The sequence below is a fragment of the Rothia sp. HMSC061E04 genome (genome assembly GCF_001813685.1).
Taxonomy (GTDB): Bacteria; Actinomycetota; Actinomycetes; order Actinomycetales; family Micrococcaceae; genus Rothia; species Rothia mucilaginosa.
In genome coordinates this window covers 54,897-69,635 of the sequence record NZ_KV813691.1, presented here as the reverse complement: position 1 = coordinate 69,635, position 14,739 = coordinate 54,897, and the positions used below count along the sequence as shown (strand labels likewise).

At 60.8% G+C, this 14,739-nt stretch carries 12 protein-coding genes; 1 reads left to right on the top strand and 11 read right to left on the bottom strand.

The genetic code is table 11. The features are described 5' to 3' along the window. Positions 1–219 precede the first annotated feature (219 nt). The 3 genes from dapA to dapB form a co-directional block, all read right to left on the bottom strand. A complete protein-coding gene (gene dapA, locus HMPREF2927_RS01415) occupies positions 220–1,155 on the bottom strand; it encodes a 4-hydroxy-tetrahydrodipicolinate synthase (protein WP_070684900.1) in 936 nt (311 codons plus the stop codon). Between the two features lie 194 nt (positions 1,156–1,349). Continuing rightward, the gene (locus HMPREF2927_RS01410; RefSeq protein ID WP_070684898.1) at positions 1,350–2,018 is read right to left on the bottom strand and encodes a tetratricopeptide repeat protein; all 669 of its coding nucleotides are present in this window, start codon (positions 2,016–2,018) and stop codon (positions 1,350–1,352) included. 9 nt (positions 2,019–2,027) lie between these two features. Further along, complete coding sequence (gene dapB, locus HMPREF2927_RS01405; protein WP_070684896.1) at positions 2,028–2,798, bottom strand: 4-hydroxy-tetrahydrodipicolinate reductase; 771 nt, start codon at positions 2,796–2,798, stop codon at positions 2,028–2,030. A 252-nt stretch (positions 2,799–3,050) separates the two neighbouring features. Between dapB and HMPREF2927_RS01400 the strand changes: the two genes are divergently transcribed. Then, positions 3,051–4,997 carry an acyltransferase family protein gene (locus tag HMPREF2927_RS01400; protein ID WP_070616861.1) on the top strand — a complete coding sequence of 649 codons (1,947 nt, stop codon included), beginning with the start codon at positions 3,051–3,053 and terminating at the stop codon, positions 4,995–4,997. Between the two features lie 200 nt (positions 4,998–5,197). Here HMPREF2927_RS01400 and HMPREF2927_RS01395 read toward each other — a convergent pair whose 3' ends face one another. The 8 genes from HMPREF2927_RS01395 to HMPREF2927_RS01360 all read right to left on the bottom strand — a co-directional run bounded on the left by HMPREF2927_RS01395 (position 5,198) and on the right by HMPREF2927_RS01360 (position 14,516). Further along, complete coding sequence (locus HMPREF2927_RS01395) at positions 5,198–6,529, bottom strand: M16 family metallopeptidase (protein WP_005507899.1); 1,332 nt, start codon at positions 6,527–6,529, stop codon at positions 5,198–5,200. A 25-nt stretch (positions 6,530–6,554) separates the two neighbouring features. Then, positions 6,555–7,601 (bottom strand): acyltransferase family protein, encoded by a 1,047-nt coding sequence (locus HMPREF2927_RS01390; protein WP_168165216.1) that lies wholly within the window; start codon positions 7,599–7,601, stop codon positions 6,555–6,557. Positions 7,602–7,750: 149 nt separating this feature from the next. Beyond that, the gene (locus HMPREF2927_RS01385; protein ID WP_070616854.1) at positions 7,751–9,970 is read right to left on the bottom strand and encodes a polyribonucleotide nucleotidyltransferase; all 2,220 of its coding nucleotides are present in this window, start codon (positions 9,968–9,970) and stop codon (positions 7,751–7,753) included. A 393-nt stretch (positions 9,971–10,363) separates the two neighbouring features. Next, entirely contained in the window at positions 10,364–10,633 is a 270-nt protein-coding gene (gene rpsO / locus HMPREF2927_RS01380; protein WP_005507098.1) for a 30S ribosomal protein S15, read from the bottom strand. 283 nt (positions 10,634–10,916) lie between these two features. Then, positions 10,917–12,326 carry an amino acid permease gene (locus HMPREF2927_RS01375; RefSeq protein ID WP_070616852.1) on the bottom strand — a complete coding sequence of 470 codons (1,410 nt, stop codon included), beginning with the start codon at positions 12,324–12,326 and terminating at the stop codon, positions 10,917–10,919. A 252-nt stretch (positions 12,327–12,578) separates the two neighbouring features. After that, positions 12,579–12,917 carry a hypothetical protein gene (locus HMPREF2927_RS01370; RefSeq protein WP_049344379.1) on the bottom strand — a complete coding sequence of 113 codons (339 nt, stop codon included), beginning with the start codon at positions 12,915–12,917 and terminating at the stop codon, positions 12,579–12,581. Between the two features lie 247 nt (positions 12,918–13,164). Continuing rightward, positions 13,165–14,058: a 5'-methylthioadenosine/S-adenosylhomocysteine nucleosidase gene (mtnN, locus tag HMPREF2927_RS01365; protein ID WP_070684894.1), complete on the bottom strand. Its 894-nt coding sequence runs from the start codon at positions 14,056–14,058 to the stop codon at positions 13,165–13,167. Continuing rightward, entirely contained in the window at positions 14,058–14,516 is a 459-nt protein-coding gene (locus HMPREF2927_RS01360; RefSeq protein ID WP_070684892.1) for an S-ribosylhomocysteine lyase, read from the bottom strand. The genes mtnN and HMPREF2927_RS01360 overlap by 1 nt, the downstream gene beginning before the upstream one ends. Between the last annotated feature and the right edge of the window lie 223 nt (positions 14,517–14,739).

Genomic DNA, 14,739 nt, shown 5'->3' with positions numbered 1-14,739 from the left:
ATGCCTCTACCTAAGCTGGGTCCCTGTCTGAGTGGGTGGGCCGAATCATCGACGGTAAACCGCGGCAATACGCCAGAGCGGACCCCTCACCTAGTGTTAGGTGTGGAGTCCGCGTCCGTTGGCTACATCATGTGCCCCGAAGTCGGGGTGTGACGGTAGCCGAAATCCTCTATATATACGCTCCCTGCACTATTGCGTGCGTCGGGTAGGCGTCAAAGTTTAGGAGTTCTTCAGGGTGTGAGCGATGCTCGAGGAGAGCAGGTCAGCTCGCATAGCCTGGGCAACCTCCGGTTCGGAGAGTACGTGCGGCAGGCGGACGACGGGCTCATCCAGCACACCCTGCCAGGAAAGAATTTCCTTGGCAGCAACGCAACCTGGGGCGCGACCCATAGTTGCTCGGACAATCGGAGTCAGTTCCAGGTGAAGACGCTGCGCCTCCACCAAATCCTGTGCGACGACAGCATCAATCAGGGCACGGAAGAGTGCAGGTGCCACGTGTGCGGTCACCGAAACGAGGCCGACAGCGCCCATTGCCATCCAGGGAAGGGTCAGTCCGTCGTCACCGCTGTAGTAGTGCAGGTCGGTGGTTGTCATGACTTCGGTTGCGGCACCGAAGTCTGCCTTGGCGTCTTTCACCGCTACAATACTATCAATTTCTGCAAGGCGACGGTAGGTTTCGGGTGCGATGGGGATGCCCGCACGACCCGGAATATCGTAAAGCATGACGGGGGTCTCAGTTGCTTGAGCAACGGTCGCAAAATGGGCGTAGACACCCGGCTGAGTCGGCTTGTTGTAGTACGGGGTCACAACCAGCAGGCCGTCCACACCAATCTTTTCGGCACGGTGCGCCAGCTCAATAGTATGCGCCGTATCGTTTGAACCAACACCGGCAATAATCTTCGCGCGAGAGCCAACGGTGTCCTTCACAATCTGGAAGACGCGCTCGTTCTCGTCATCGGTCATGGTGGAGTATTCGCCGGTGGTACCGCAGACCACCAGGCCGTCGTGGCCGTTCTCCACAAGGTAGTTCGCCAGGTCTGCAACCTGCTTTTCATCGACGGAGCCGTCCTTCGCGAAGGGGGTCACCATTGCGGTCAGGAGGCGACCGAAGACAGGCTCAACAAAAGTACCGGGGTTCGAAAGGTTCTCAGACATATGTCCAGAGTACGCCCGAAATGCAGATTTTTGCTACAGGACGCATAAGTTTTCATACGTGTTCTACTATTCGGACTCTTTCAAACCCGCGGTACTTCCGCGAGAGCCTATGAAACCGGGCACACAGCCTCGGCGTTATCAACCTCATGCCGAAAATACATGCGGCATCGACCATACGTAATCGGGGCTACCGCCTAACGCATACCCTTGGCCTGACCGCCCGAACGCAACGCCCACGCGTTACGCATCGCCGCACGGGCACGCTTGCGTTCACCACCGGCATCGTACATACACGCCAGGTTGAACCATGCCTTCCAGTTATTCGGCTCCTGCTCCACCGCCGCAGCAAAGCTCTCAAACTCCACCGCCGCAGCCTCACGGTCTACACGACCGGAGGGGGTGCGCGGCAGGGTATCTTCCGCCAGCTCACCCGAAGCAGCCAGCTCCTGAGCCATACGCTGAATACGAGCACCGAAAAGCACCTCACGCACCAGCGCCCACGCACCCAGAATCGGCAGCAAAATCATACCCGCGCCAAGAACAATGCCAGCCACCGAACCGGAGGTGAGCATCACGAACCCCTGCTGGGCAATATGCACCAGGTATAGGGTCAGCAGCGCGCAAGTCAGCGCCGCGAAGGTCTTACCCCAACCGCCGGCATCCACCGCTACGAAGACGGCGCTAAAAATCAGCACGCCCATAATAGAGGCACGCACCGTCAGCGGCAGCGGCAGAATCAGCACGGTCAGCACCATCAGCACGCAGGCACAGATGCTCCACAGGCGTAGCGAAGTCCACCAGGGACCGCGGGCTTGTGCCTCCGACGGGCTCGATGAAACCTCACGCGAAGTCTGTTCAGACAATACTCTCTCCTAGGACAAATCCATGTAGGCGTCCAAGCCCACGCTCAAACCGGGATGCGCCGCCACCTCACGCACACCCAACAGCACGCCAGGCATAAAGGAGGTACGGTCAAAAGAATCATGACGAATCACCAGCTGCTGACCGGGATCGCCCAGCAGAATCTCCTGATGCGCCACCATACCACGCAGACGTACCGCATGTACGTGAATATCGTCGACCACGGCACCGCGCGAACCCAAAGGATCGGAGGTGGTGGCGTCCGGGCTTGCACCCACGCCAGCCTCCGCGCGGGCGGCAGCCACCTTACGGGCGGTGTGCACAGCGGTACCGGAGGGGGCGTCCACCTTATTTGGGTGGTGAATCTCGATAATCTCTACAGACTCGAAGTAGCGTGCCGCCTTCGCCGCGAACTCGGTGGCGAGAATCGAACCAATCGCAAAGTTCGGGGCGATGAGCACACCCACCTCGGGGTGCTCAGCCAGCAGTTCGCGCAGGGAGTTCAGACGCTCGGGGGTCCAACCGGTCGTACCAACCACCGCGTGCATACCGTGCTCCACCGCGAAGCGCACATTCGCCTCGCTGGAATCGGGAACGGTCAGGTCAATAACAATCTCTGCACCGGCATCGACCAGCTCCTGCAGGTCGTCGCCGCGGCCCAGTGCCGCCACCAGGTCCATGTCTGCGGAGGTGTTGACGGCGCGCACCGCCTCAGAACCCATACGGCCTGCGGCACCGAGTACCGCAACCTTCCAGATTTTTTCGTTACCCTCGCGGGCCATCTTCTCTCCTCCGTAACTTATGAGCACCCCGACGATGGGGCAGACGCTGTGACGTACAGCCTCTATTATCCCCGTGTGAGCGCGGTGCACGCCATCGCACACGCTGGGTGAGATGCCCTGCGGAACCTCAGCGGCATAAAAAGCGAAGTAATCTAACCGTCATACAAGCCGTTTAATACGTTATCTAAAGTTAGCAACCATATAATTAGGAAGTATTTCTATAATTTCCATCCTACGGAGTGCCTTGACAGTATGAAGTCCCTCTTTACCTCCTCCGTGCGTCCAGATGAGGCTAACCGGCGTTATATTCTGCCGGGTCTGGACGGTCTGCGAGCAATCGCTGTGCTCCTCGTGATGGTGTACCATTTCTGGCCCACCGTACTACCCGGCGGCATGATCGGCGTGGATATTTTCTTCGTCATCTCCGGTTTCCTGATTACCTCCCTGCTTCTGCGTGAAGGTGCTCTCACCGGCAAAATTGCCCTGGGCAACTTCTGGATTCGCCGTGCCCGCCGATTGCTTCCCGCCATTACCCTGCTGATTCTGGTCATGGGACCGGTCAGCCTGCTCATTGGCGGCGATATTCAGGTGAACCTCGGCCGACAGCTCGCCGGTGCGGCGACCTTCTCGTCCAACTGGATTTCCATTTTTGCCGGTAATGACTACTTCGCGCAGACCTCCCCGGAGCTCTTCACGAACTTCTGGTCCCTGGCGGTGGAAGAACAGTTCTACGTGGTGTGGCCGCTGCTGATTGTTGCGGCTGGTCTGTTGCTGCGCCGCCGCTGGCGTCGTTTTAGCGTGGTCATGGTGCTGGGTATTATTGCGTCGCTGAGCACCGCCACCGCTCTTCTGATGTCTGGCGCACCCATTAGCCGCGTCTACTACGGTACCGACACGCACCTGTACGGCCTGCTGCTCGGCGCCCTGCTGGCGTTCGCGCGCCCCTGGTCGCTGTACCCGCCGCTGCAGCAGTCCGTGCTGTACCGTGTGGCTCAGCCCTTCGGCCTGGTCGCGTTCGCCCGCGTCATGATTAGCTGGCTGTCCCTGTTCGCGCTGATTCCCTACGCAATTCTGGTTCCCGAGTCGGCACCCGGTGCGATTCCCTGGGGTCTGTTCGGCGCCTCCCTGCTGGCGCTGGGCGTGATTCAGGGTATGCTGCCCGACATGCTCGCTGGTGCCTCCGAGATGCTGCGCCGCCTGCTGAACTTCGCGCCCCTGCGCTGGGTGGGCGAACGTTCCTACGGCCTGTACCTGTGGCACTGGCCGCTCGCCGTGGTCATGCACTACCTGATGGGTGCGGACCGCTCCCCGCTGGTAAATGTGGGCGTTTTGGTGGCGACCTTCGCGATTGCGGAGATGTCGTACCGCTGGGTTGAGACCCCGATTCGCCGCTACGGTTTCCGCGGTAGCGCTAACCGTGTGGTGGCGGCTTTCCAGTCTTCACGCACTAGGCTCCTGCCGGTTTCGGTGGCTCTTGCCGTTGTTGTGGCTGCTGCTTCGACCGGCCTGGCGGTGCACACCGCTCCGGCGATGACTACCGCCCAGCAGTCCGTTGAGGACGGCAAGCGTGCCGCCGCTGAACGCCTGAAGGCTCGTCAGGAGGCGCAGGCTGCGAGCGCATCGGCAAGCCCGAGCGCTGCGGGTAAGGACGCGAAGGCTTCGGCAAGCCCCTCGGCGTCGAAGGCTGCAACCGGTTCCGTAAACTCTTCGCAGGTGACCATTGTGGGTGACTCCATTGTGGTGGCGGTATCCCCCGAGCTGTACGACAAGATGCCCGAAGCGTCCATCGATGCGGCTGAGGCACGCACCATCGCCAAGGCCCTGCCGATTATTAAGTCCATGGGTGCCAACGGCCAAATTCGTAAAACCTTCGTGCTGTCGGTGACCGCGAACTCGACCATTCTGGACGGTCAGCTCGACGAGGTTCTGGCGGCTATGCCTGCCGATTCTAAGCTGGTGCTGGTCACCGGTTACGGCCCGCGCAACCTGACCTGGATTGACTACTCGAACGGTAAGATTCGTGAGTTTGCGGCTCAGCATTCTGATCGTGTGATTATTGCGGATTGGAACTCTACGATCCGCCAGGCTCTGCAGACTCAGAGCGGTCTGCTGGCCTCTGACGGTGTTCACCCGGAGGCTGCCGGTCAGGAGCTCTATGCCCAGGTGCTGATGGAAGCTATTGCCAAGGCACAGAAGTAGCCCTGAGCAGTAGCTCTCAGAGGTAGCTTTTTCGGTTCTGCCGCTCATGCTGAGCGTCAAGAGCATGGGCGGCAGAGCGCCCGGAAGCACTTCTTGGAGGCATCTCTTTGATAGGTGCCGATACATACAAAATGCCCGTTCCCTCCCCCGATTTAGTGGGGTGTGGGAACGGGCATTCTGTACCTTATTCGCGTTGAGGGTTAGCGCACGATGGTGGTAATCATCTGCTGCTGCCCCAGGTACGCCGCCAGGTCACGAACCTCCTCCAGGGAGACCGCGCGGATCTTCTCCAGCAGCTCATCGGTGCTGGTGAACAGTCCAGAGTCCAGCTCGGCGCGGCCCAGGCGGGACATGCGCGAGCCCGAATCCTCGCTACCGAGCACGGTGGAGCCAGCCAGCTGGCCGCGGACCTTCGTCAGCTCCTCCTCGGTAATACCGGCGGTGGCGAGCTTATCGAACTCGTAGCCCATAACCTCGCGCACTTGCTCGGTCTTAGCGGGCAGGCAGCCCGCGTACATGCCGAAGTAGCCGGCATCCGAGTACGCGCCGGAGAACGCGAACGTGCTGTAGGCGAGACCGCGCTTCTCACGAATCTCCTGGAACAGGCGCGAGGACATGCCCGCACCGAACGCGCTGGTCAGCACGCTCATCGCGTAGCGGCGGTCGTCACCGGCGATAATGCTCGGGCAGCCCATCACAATGTTGGTCTGTTCGAAGCCCTTCTCCACCTCACGCAGCTCACTCAGCGGAACAATGCCGCTGTCGGTGCGTACGCGACGCGGTGCCGGTGCCACGCCCTCCTGCAGGTTCCAGCCGTAGCGGGTCAGCGCCTCCAGCACGAGGCGGACCATGGTGCTGTGCTCCAGCGAACCGGCGGCAGAGATGACCAGGCGGTCCGGGGTGTAGTAGCGCTTGTAGTGCTCCCACACGGCGTCACGCGGCACCTCAGTAATCTCCTGCGGGGTACCGCCGATGGGTCGGCCCAGCGGGTTCTCACCCATGAGCTGCTCCACGAAGTTTTCGAAAGCGACGTCGGTCGGGTCGTCCTGGTCCATGGCGATCTCTTCGAGGATCACGCCGCGTTCCTGTTCCAGGTGAGCCGGGTCCAGCAGGGCGTTGGTGACCATGTCGGTGATGACGTCCACCGCCATGGGCGCGTCATCGTCGAGCACACGCGCGTAGTAGCAGGTGTGCTCCTTAGCGGTCAGGGCGTTGGATTCGCCGCCTACCGCGTCGAAGGAGGATGCGATGTCCAGGGCGGTGCGGGTGCCGGTGCCCTTGAACAGCAGGTGCTCCAGGAAGTGGGTGGAGCCGAGCATGCCGGGGGCCTCGTCACGCGAGCCCACGCCCACCCAGAAACCGATAGACACGCCGCGGGTACCGGGCATCTTTTCGGTAATGACGCGCACGCCACCGGGCAGGATGGAGCGGCGCACCTCGTTGCCGCCCGCGCCCTCGTAGATGAGGCGGCCACGCTCGTAGTCGAGCTCCTCGGCAATGGCGTCAAGCTCGACGGGCAGGGAAATAGACATTCAGTGTCCTTCGATGTGAGTTCGGTTAGCTAATCTTTTGTTCGATGGGACGCGGCAGGGTAAAGAGCGGAATCCGGAGCTTTCGTGCGCAGTACCCCAGCAGCAGCGAGGCGAGGATCGCAAAGATCGTACCGCCCACCAGGAACAGAGGTACCGAGAAAAGACCAGACTTCGTCAGTACGAAACGGAAAGCGGCACCGCACACGATGTGCGCGATAAAGATTTCCAGGGAGTGGCGTCCCAGGTAGGCGAGCCAGCCGCTCCACGGAATCCGTGCCAGCAGGTAGGAGATCGAGAGCACCGCCAGCGACGACAGCAGGGAGGCGACAATACCGACAGCAATAGCTGCCGGGTTGTTCGCAAAGTACGGCACGACGGTCGGCGGAGCGGCCTGCACATTCACCAGGATGACGGTGTAGACAACCAGACCAACGACCGCGATAACGGCATGAATCGCCAGCGATACAGACTCCATCATAGCCTGGAACTTCTCGTGGCCAAGAGCCACGCCAAGCATGAAGAAGACCGCCAGGGAGATACCCTGCGTTCCCACGTAGTCACCGCTGTAGCCCCAGAACGCAACGGCAAGGATTGCGCATACCGCCACAATAACGTAGGCCTTGACGTCCTTCTGCCAGACGCGCCCCAGCACAGCGATGACGGTGACAATCATGAGCCAGGGGAAGAACCAAAGCTGCCCCTCAGGCTTCCACAGCTCCAGCAGGCTCATCACAGTCGTCTTATCGGAAGAATTAGACGGAAGTACAAGCTTCATACCCACCTGTAGAACCTGCCAAATGACATACAGGTATCCGAAGAGAACCAGACGTTTCGTCAGGTACGAGGAGGGAGTAGTCTTCAACGCTCCTCGCGACACGAACAGGCCGCTCAGGAAGGCAAAAACTACCAGGTGCCAGAAGTAAACCCCGTAATCCAGCATGAACTTGTAGGGACGCAGGGCCTCGGTGCCCAACCCTGACGCCCACATTCCTCGATGAATATGACCAAAGACGATCGCGATAATCGCGAGGCCCTTGGCAACGTCAATCGTCGTATCTCGTCGAGTCGACAATTCCGATATTCCTTTCATAGCGAAAACAGCAGTCTGCATTCTGTTGTTCTCTATCCTCATAAAAAAATGAGGGGCGCCCGGTGCATCCGGCGGGGAATGAACCGCACCGGGTGCGCCGAACGCCCCTCATCACTTAGCGGGGGTTACGACTACTCGTCGTCGCCACCCTCAACGACCGGTGCCAGCGAGAGCTTGCCGCGGTCATCAATCTTGGTGATCTCCACCTGGACCTTCTGGCCCACGGAGACAACGTCCTCAGCGTCAACAACGCGCTTGCCGCCGTTGAGCTTACGCATCTCGGAGATGTGCAGCAGGCCGTCCTTACCGGGGGTCAGCGAGATGAACGCACCGAAGTCGGTCACCTTCACCACGGTACCCAGGTAGCGTTCGCCCACCTCGGGAACCTGCGGGTTAGCGATAGCGTTCACTGCCGAACGTGCAGCCTCGGCGGAGGGGCCGTCAGCTGCGCCGATGTACACGGTGCCGTCGTCCTCAATCGAGATGTCTGCGCCGGTGTCTTCCTGGATCTGGTTGATCATCTTACCCTTGGGGCCGATGACCTCACCGATCTTGGCAACCGGGATCTTCACGGAAATAATGCGCGGTGCGAACTCGCTCATCTCATCCGGTGCGTCAATCGCGCTGACGAGCACCTCGAGGATGTGCAGGCGAGCCTCACGTGCCTGGGTCAGCGCGCCAGCGAGCACGGATGCGGGGATACCGTCGAGCTTGGTGTCCAGCTGGATAGCGGTCACGAACTCGGAGGTACCTGCAACCTTGAAGTCCATATCGCCCAGTGCGTCTTCCGCGCCGAGGATGTCGGTCAGGGCTGCGTAGCGGGTCTCGCCGTCAACCTCGTCAGAGACCAGGCCCATTGCGATACCTGCAACGGGTGCGCGCAGCGGCACACCGGCGTTCAGCAGGGACAGGGTCGATGCGCAGACCGAACCCATGGAGGTCGAGCCGTTGGAGCCCAGAGCCTCAGAGACCTGACGGATTGCGTAGGGGAACTCTTCGCGGGAGGGCAGCACCGGGGTGATTGCACGCTCTGCGAGTGCACCGTGGCCGATTTCGCGGCGCTTGGGCGAACCCACGCGGCCGGTCTCACCGGTGGAGTACGGCGGGAAGTTGTAGTGGTGGATGTAGCGCTTGGACTTGACCGGGTGCAGGGAGTCCAGCTGCTGCTCCATCTTGAGCATGTTCAGGGTGGTGATACCCATGATCTGGGTTTCGCCGCGCTCGAAGAGCGAGGAGCCGTGAACGCGGGGCAGGATTTCGACCTCAGCGGTGAGCTGGCGGATGTCGGTCAGGCCGCGGCCGTCGATACGGACCTGATCGGTGAGGATGCGCTGGCGCACCACGTGCTTGGTCAGGGCAGCGAATGCTACGGAAACCTCGTTGGAGCGCTCTTCGAATTCCTTACCTTCGCCGGTGAGAGCTTCCATGAGCTCTTCCTGCAGCTCGGCTGCTGCTGCTTCGCGTTCCTGCTTGCCAGCGATGGAGTACACCTCTGCCAGGCGGTCTGCTGCGAATGCTTCAACTGCTGCGTCGACGTCTTCGCCGTGGCCGCCGAAGAAGGGCAGTTCCAGGGCGGGCTTGCCTGCGCGAGCCACCAGGTCAGCCTGCGCCTTGCACAGTGCTGCGATGAAGGGCTTAGCTGCTTCCAGGCCCTCTGCGACGATCTCTTCGGTGGGGGCGGTCTGGCCGTCTTCCTTGATGAGCTTCCAGGAGTTGTCGGTTGCTTCTGCCTCAACCATCATGATGGCGACGTCTTCGGTACCGTCAGCCTTAGTGACGATACGACCTGCAACAGCCATGTCGAACACAGCATTTTCCAGCTGGGAGTACTTGGGGAAGCAAACCCACTGGCCGTCAATCAGTGCCATGCGCACGCCACCGATGGGGCCGTTGAACGGCGCACCGGACAGGGAAGTCGATGCGGATGCAGCGTTGATTGCGAAGGTGTTGTAGATTTCGTCCGGCTCGTAGGTCAGGACGGTCACAACGACCTGCACCTCGTTGCGGATGCCCTTGGTGAAGGCGGGGCGCAGCGGGCGGTCAATCAGGCGTGCAGCCAGGATTGCTTCGGTGCTGGGGCGGCCTTCGCGGCGGAAGTACGATGCGGGGATCTTGCCGCCTGCGTACATGCGCTCTTCCACGTCCACGGTCAGCGGGAAGAAGTCGAAGCCCTCACGGGGAGACTTGCCGATTGCGGTTGCGGAGAGCAGGGTGGTCTCGTCATCGATGGTGACGAGGACGGAGCCAGCAGCCTGCTTTGCGAGGCGGCCGGTTTCAAAGCGCACGTGGCGCTTACCGTGAATGCCGTTGTCGATTTCGACTTCAGCAAACTTGATTTCGGGACCTTCCACGGTTCCTTCTTTCTTCTTGGCAGGCCGTACGGCGCACGAGTCGGCCTTCGATAGGAAACCACGGCACCTCTCCCCCGCCTTTTCGTGTGCTCGACGTGTGTCGGCACGGTTGTGGGGGTGGTGTTGTTCCGTAATTCGCTACCGAGGACCGCGGCGTGTGTGCCGGCACGGCCTTCTGTTCTTTCTTTCAGGTGGGGCGGCGTCTTCTACCGATTTCTCGCTGTGAATCTCGCGTTGGAATCTAGCGAGCGGAAGATGCGCCCCTCAACGCGGCAGTACGGACGCGCTGGCGCTACCCGCCTCCGTGTTGGAGGGTTGGTAGTGCTGACAGCACGTCCGCACACACCGCCTAAAGGCGATTAATCACCACAAAAGCGTCAAGACGCTCCTGTTTTATCGGCGCAGACCCAGGCGCTCGATCAGCGAACGGTAACGCTCGATGTCGACGCTCTTCAGGTAGCCGAGCATGTTGCGGCGACGACCAACGAGGATCATCAGGCCACGACGGGAGTGGTGATCGTGCTTGTGGAACTTCAGGTGCTCGGTCAGGTCGGCGATACGACGAGACAGAACTGCAATCTGAACCTCGGGCGAACCGGTGTCGCCCTCGTGGGTTGCGTATTCCTTGATGATTGCCTGCTTGACAGCGGGATCCAGTGCCACTTTTAACTCCTAGAGTTAGTACCGCATACGTCCCGTACGGACGGTTGCCGCCGGGTGGTGGGCTTACGCCCTGTAATACACGTCGTCTACTGCGGACTGCAGACGCGTTCTTCCCATTCTACGCTACCGGGGCGCTTTCGTGGAAGGGTGAGCAGAACCCCGACGACAGGTAGCTCATCACACTACCGGTCGCCGGGCTTCACAGCCGGGTTCTCACGCAGGGTTCTCACGCCGAGTCCTCGCACCGGGCTCTACGTTTATTCGGTGTCTGTGCTTCTGCTCCCTATGCTTCTGCTACTTCAGTACGAGCGCGCACCACCACGAGGCGGTAGTAGCCCAGCAGGAACAGGCACCAGATTGCGCCCATCACCAGCGCCAGCTGGGTGTCGGCGAAGCAGCCGAAGAGCACCACGATAAAGATCATGAACGCCAACGCCAGGTAGCTCAGCCACAGGGGCTGGCGTACCGGCTGCGCCTCGGTATCGGCGCCACTGCGCTTGAACGCGATGTGCGCCAGCAGAATCATGACCCACACGAATACGGTCGCGAAGGTTGCCAGGGAGGCGACCACCTCGAACGCGTTCTCGAAGAGCACGTTCACGATCACGCCGACCGCCATGACCAGCACCATGATGAGGGTGGTCATCCAGGGCGCACCGTTCTTGGTAACCTTCGCAAAGGAAGCCGGCGCCAGGTTCTGCTTCGCCAGGCCGTACATCATGCGGCCGGCACCGTACACGTCCGCGTTCAGCGCAGAGATGGCGGCGGTAATGATGACCACGTTCAGAATTGAAGCAGCAGCCGGAATGCCCAGACCTTCAAAGATCTGCACGAACGGCGAGTTCGCCTTGGTCACCGAGTACCAGGGGTACAGGGACATGATGACCGACAGGGTCAGAATGTAGAAGATGAGGATGCGGAACGGCACCGTGCGAATCGCCTTGGGAATCGAGGTGCGCGGGTCCTTCGCCTCACCGGCGGCAATACCGATGTTCTCAATACCGCCGAACGCAAACATCACCACGGTAAAGCAGGCGAGGAAGCCGGTAAAACCGTTCGCGAAGAAGCCACCCTCAAGAGCCCAGAGGTTCGTGACGGAGGGCGCCACGGAGTCGTGTGCCTGCACACCCACGAAGAGCAGGGCGATACCGCCAACAATCATGGCGATAATGGCGCTGACCTTCACGAGCGTGAACCAGAATTCGGTCTCACCAAACGCATTGACCTTCGCCAGGTTAATAGCGAGCAGAATCAGCAGGACCGAGACAATCCAAATCCAGGAGGGGCTGTTCGGGAACCAGAACTTCATGTACACGGCAAAGGCGGTGACGTCCGCAATGGCGACCAGCGCCATCTCCAGGGCGTAGGTCCAGCCGGTCACAAAACCAGCCCAGCGTCCGAGGTAGCGGGTGGCGTATTCGGAGAACGCTCCGGAGACCGGGTGCGCCAGGGCGAGTTCGCCCATTGCGCGCATCACCATGAACACAGCCGCGCCGCCAATAACGTAGGCAAGCAGCACGGAGGGGCCCGCCAGCTGAATGGCGGATGCCGAACCGTAGAACAGGCCGGTGCCGATGGCGGAGCCGAGGGCGATGAACATGATGTGGCGCAGGGAGAGTCCACGCGCTAGCTGCGGGCTCTCGGAGGCTACTGCTCCCTGCTGTACCGGGGATGAGTCCGGAGTGGTATTCATCTTCTTCTTTTCCTTTACCTCGTGGGGTGTACCCGCCGGTGGCGGGGAAACTTATCGGGTGGTGCCGCAGCTCAGCAGGCGGCTGAGAGCGGTACCGGTTGATTCACTCCCCATCGAGTGATGGGGCGTTGCGCGGAAGGTGTTGCCTTCGCGCGTCGCCCCATCGCATCCCCACCCAACCGGTACGGTGGGAGGGAACGCAAAAGACGGCGGGAAGGCAACGTTGCCTTTCCGCCGTCTTTTCGTCAAAGACTACTTCTGTCGCTTACGTCCAATGACGATAGAGCACAGAGCGGTTGCAGCAGTCACGGTGTAGACTGCAGGCCACGCGCCAAGCTTCTTGGCGAGCGGATGAGCGGCGCCGAACGCGCCGAGGTAGACAGCGGTGAGGAAGGTGGCACGGCCTGCGCCAGCCTTACGCTTCCAATTCTTGTAAGCCACGGCACCGCACAGTGCCAGGATAGCGCCACCGAGCGGGCGGATGCCGGTGCTAGATGCAACCTTGTAGCCACCGAGCAGACCGGTGACGGAGGCGAGAGTCGGGCAGAACTTCACGACGTACTCCTCTGTGAGATCGGACAGTTTCCTCATTCATAGTACTCCACGACACACAGAATGTATATTCACCGCGGTTAATATTTCTGCGTTTCTTACGGACCGGGTACATCAAAGTGCCTGATCAGAAAAAGACTGGGGTACAAAAACCAGTACAAAAAGACCGGTATAAAAATACCGGGGCGCAAAGAGCGGGGCGCAAACCCGTCAGGTTCACGCCCCGGCACTTGGCGCATGCGAGCTCACATCGTGCCGCATGCTCTAGATCGTTAGTTCTAGAGCTTTAGAGAGCCAGGTCCAGCGCCTCCAGCTGTGCTTCGGTCCACAGCTCAGCAGCCAGCTGCAGAGCGTAACGAGCCGAACGAGGAGCCACTACGTCCACGGAGAGGTGGAAGTCCTGGTCAGCCTCCGGGCCGCACAGATCAGACACGCAACGCACCCCGATAAACGGAATCTCGTAGTTGTGGCAGACCTGCGCAATAGCGGTGGTCTCCATGTCGGTGCTGATGGCGCCCTCGAATGCCTCGCGGGTGTCCTTCACGTTGTGGGCGGTCACGAAGGAGTTACCCGCCAGCATCTGGCCGCGGCGCACCTCCCACGGGCTCTCAGCCTGCTCACGCACAGGCTCCAGTGCGGCTAGCGCATGCTCCAGCGCGTCCTGCCACTCGTCCGCCTGACCGTCGTAGCTTTCGGGCATGCCCGGAACCTGGCCGCGCGCGTAACCGAACGCGGTCGCGTCGGCGTCAGTGTAGGTGTAGTTCGCGCCAATCAGCACGTCGCCCACGTTAATGCCGCGAGCCAAACCGCCGGCGGTACCTGCGCTGATGACGCCCAGGCAGTTCGAGGAGTAGCTGATCGCCTCGGTGACGGCGCTCGCCGCGTTCACCAGACCGATCTTGGAGCGAACCAGCAGCAGCGGAACCTGGTCCTCACCCACCTGCAGGTAACGCGGGTGGAATACCGCCGTACCCTCGGTGAAGGAGGGCTGCAGCTCCTCGGTCACCTTCAGGAAGGGTGCAAGCTCTTCATCCATAGCCACCTGAATGATGATGGCGTTGGACATGCCGTCCATCAGCTCAAACATGCTGTTGAACGCCTCAGCCGGGTCGAAAGCGTTCGGGTCAAAGTCCACCGGGTTGAAGGCGGATGCGAAAGCGTCAGGAATCTGTGCGCTCATTACGCCATCACCTGCGCCCACTCATCGCGTGCCGCGAGGAACTCACGAGCCGCAGCCTGCGCACCTTCGAGGGTGTGGTTGGCGCCCCAACCGCACTGCACCTCGTTCGCTGCCGGAACCTCGGTCGCGTTGAGGATGTCGTTTAGGGTTGCTTCCAGGATGGGGAAGAAATCCTCGGGCTCCAGGCCCAGGGTCAGCGCGTAGAAACCGGTCTGGCAGCCCATCGGGGAGAAGTCAATCAGACGGTCGGTGTGGTTGCGCATGTGCTCAGCGCTCAGGTGCTCGATGGAGTGCACGGTCGGCATTTCCAGGTGCGCGGTGTTCGGCTGGGTGAATCGGATATCGTACTTGATGAGGGTGTCGCCACCGGGCAGGACCTTGCGGTCTGCGATACGCACGTAGGGTGCTGCTACGGCGCGGTGGTCGAGGTTGAAGGATTCGACGTTCAATTTTTCCATGACTCTATCTTCTCTTAAAACCGGGGCGACTAAAACAGGGGCACCTCGCGGGCGACGCAGGATGTAAAGGCTGACAACGCAGGATGTTTCATGAGCGGCGCAGCAGGTCAGGCGCGAAGAAGGTGGCAGCTACGGCACATCCGGTCGGGTACGTAAAAGCCCCGGGTGCAGATCCGAAAATCTACCGCCCGGGCTACAAGCAGTTATCGCAGGGGCATGAGCG

What these genes read in the sequence shown, in the direction of transcription:
- HMPREF2927_RS01395 (WP_005507899.1), bottom strand. Translation starts at nt 6,529, where the DNA reads ATGTCTATTTCCCTGCCCGTCGAGCTTGACGCCATTGCCGAGGAGCTC.
- HMPREF2927_RS01375 (WP_070616852.1), bottom strand. Translation starts at nt 12,326, where the DNA reads ATGAATACCACTCCGGACTCATCCCCGGTACAGCAGGGAGCAGTAGCC.
- HMPREF2927_RS01370 (WP_049344379.1), bottom strand. Translation starts at nt 12,917, where the DNA reads ATGAGGAAACTGTCCGATCTCACAGAGGAGTACGTCGTGAAGTTCTGC.
- dapB (WP_070684896.1), bottom strand. Translation starts at nt 2,798, where the DNA reads ATGGCCCGCGAGGGTAACGAAAAAATCTGGAAGGTTGCGGTACTCGGT.
- dapA (WP_070684900.1), bottom strand. Translation starts at nt 1,155, where the DNA reads ATGTCTGAGAACCTTTCGAACCCCGGTACTTTTGTTGAGCCTGTCTTC.
- HMPREF2927_RS01360 (WP_070684892.1), bottom strand. Translation starts at nt 14,516, where the DNA reads ATGGAAAAATTGAACGTCGAATCCTTCAACCTCGACCACCGCGCCGTA.
- mtnN (WP_070684894.1), bottom strand. Translation starts at nt 14,058, where the DNA reads ATGAGCGCACAGATTCCTGACGCTTTCGCATCCGCCTTCAACCCGGTG.
- HMPREF2927_RS01400 (WP_070616861.1), top strand. Translation starts at nt 3,051, where the DNA reads ATGAAGTCCCTCTTTACCTCCTCCGTGCGTCCAGATGAGGCTAACCGG.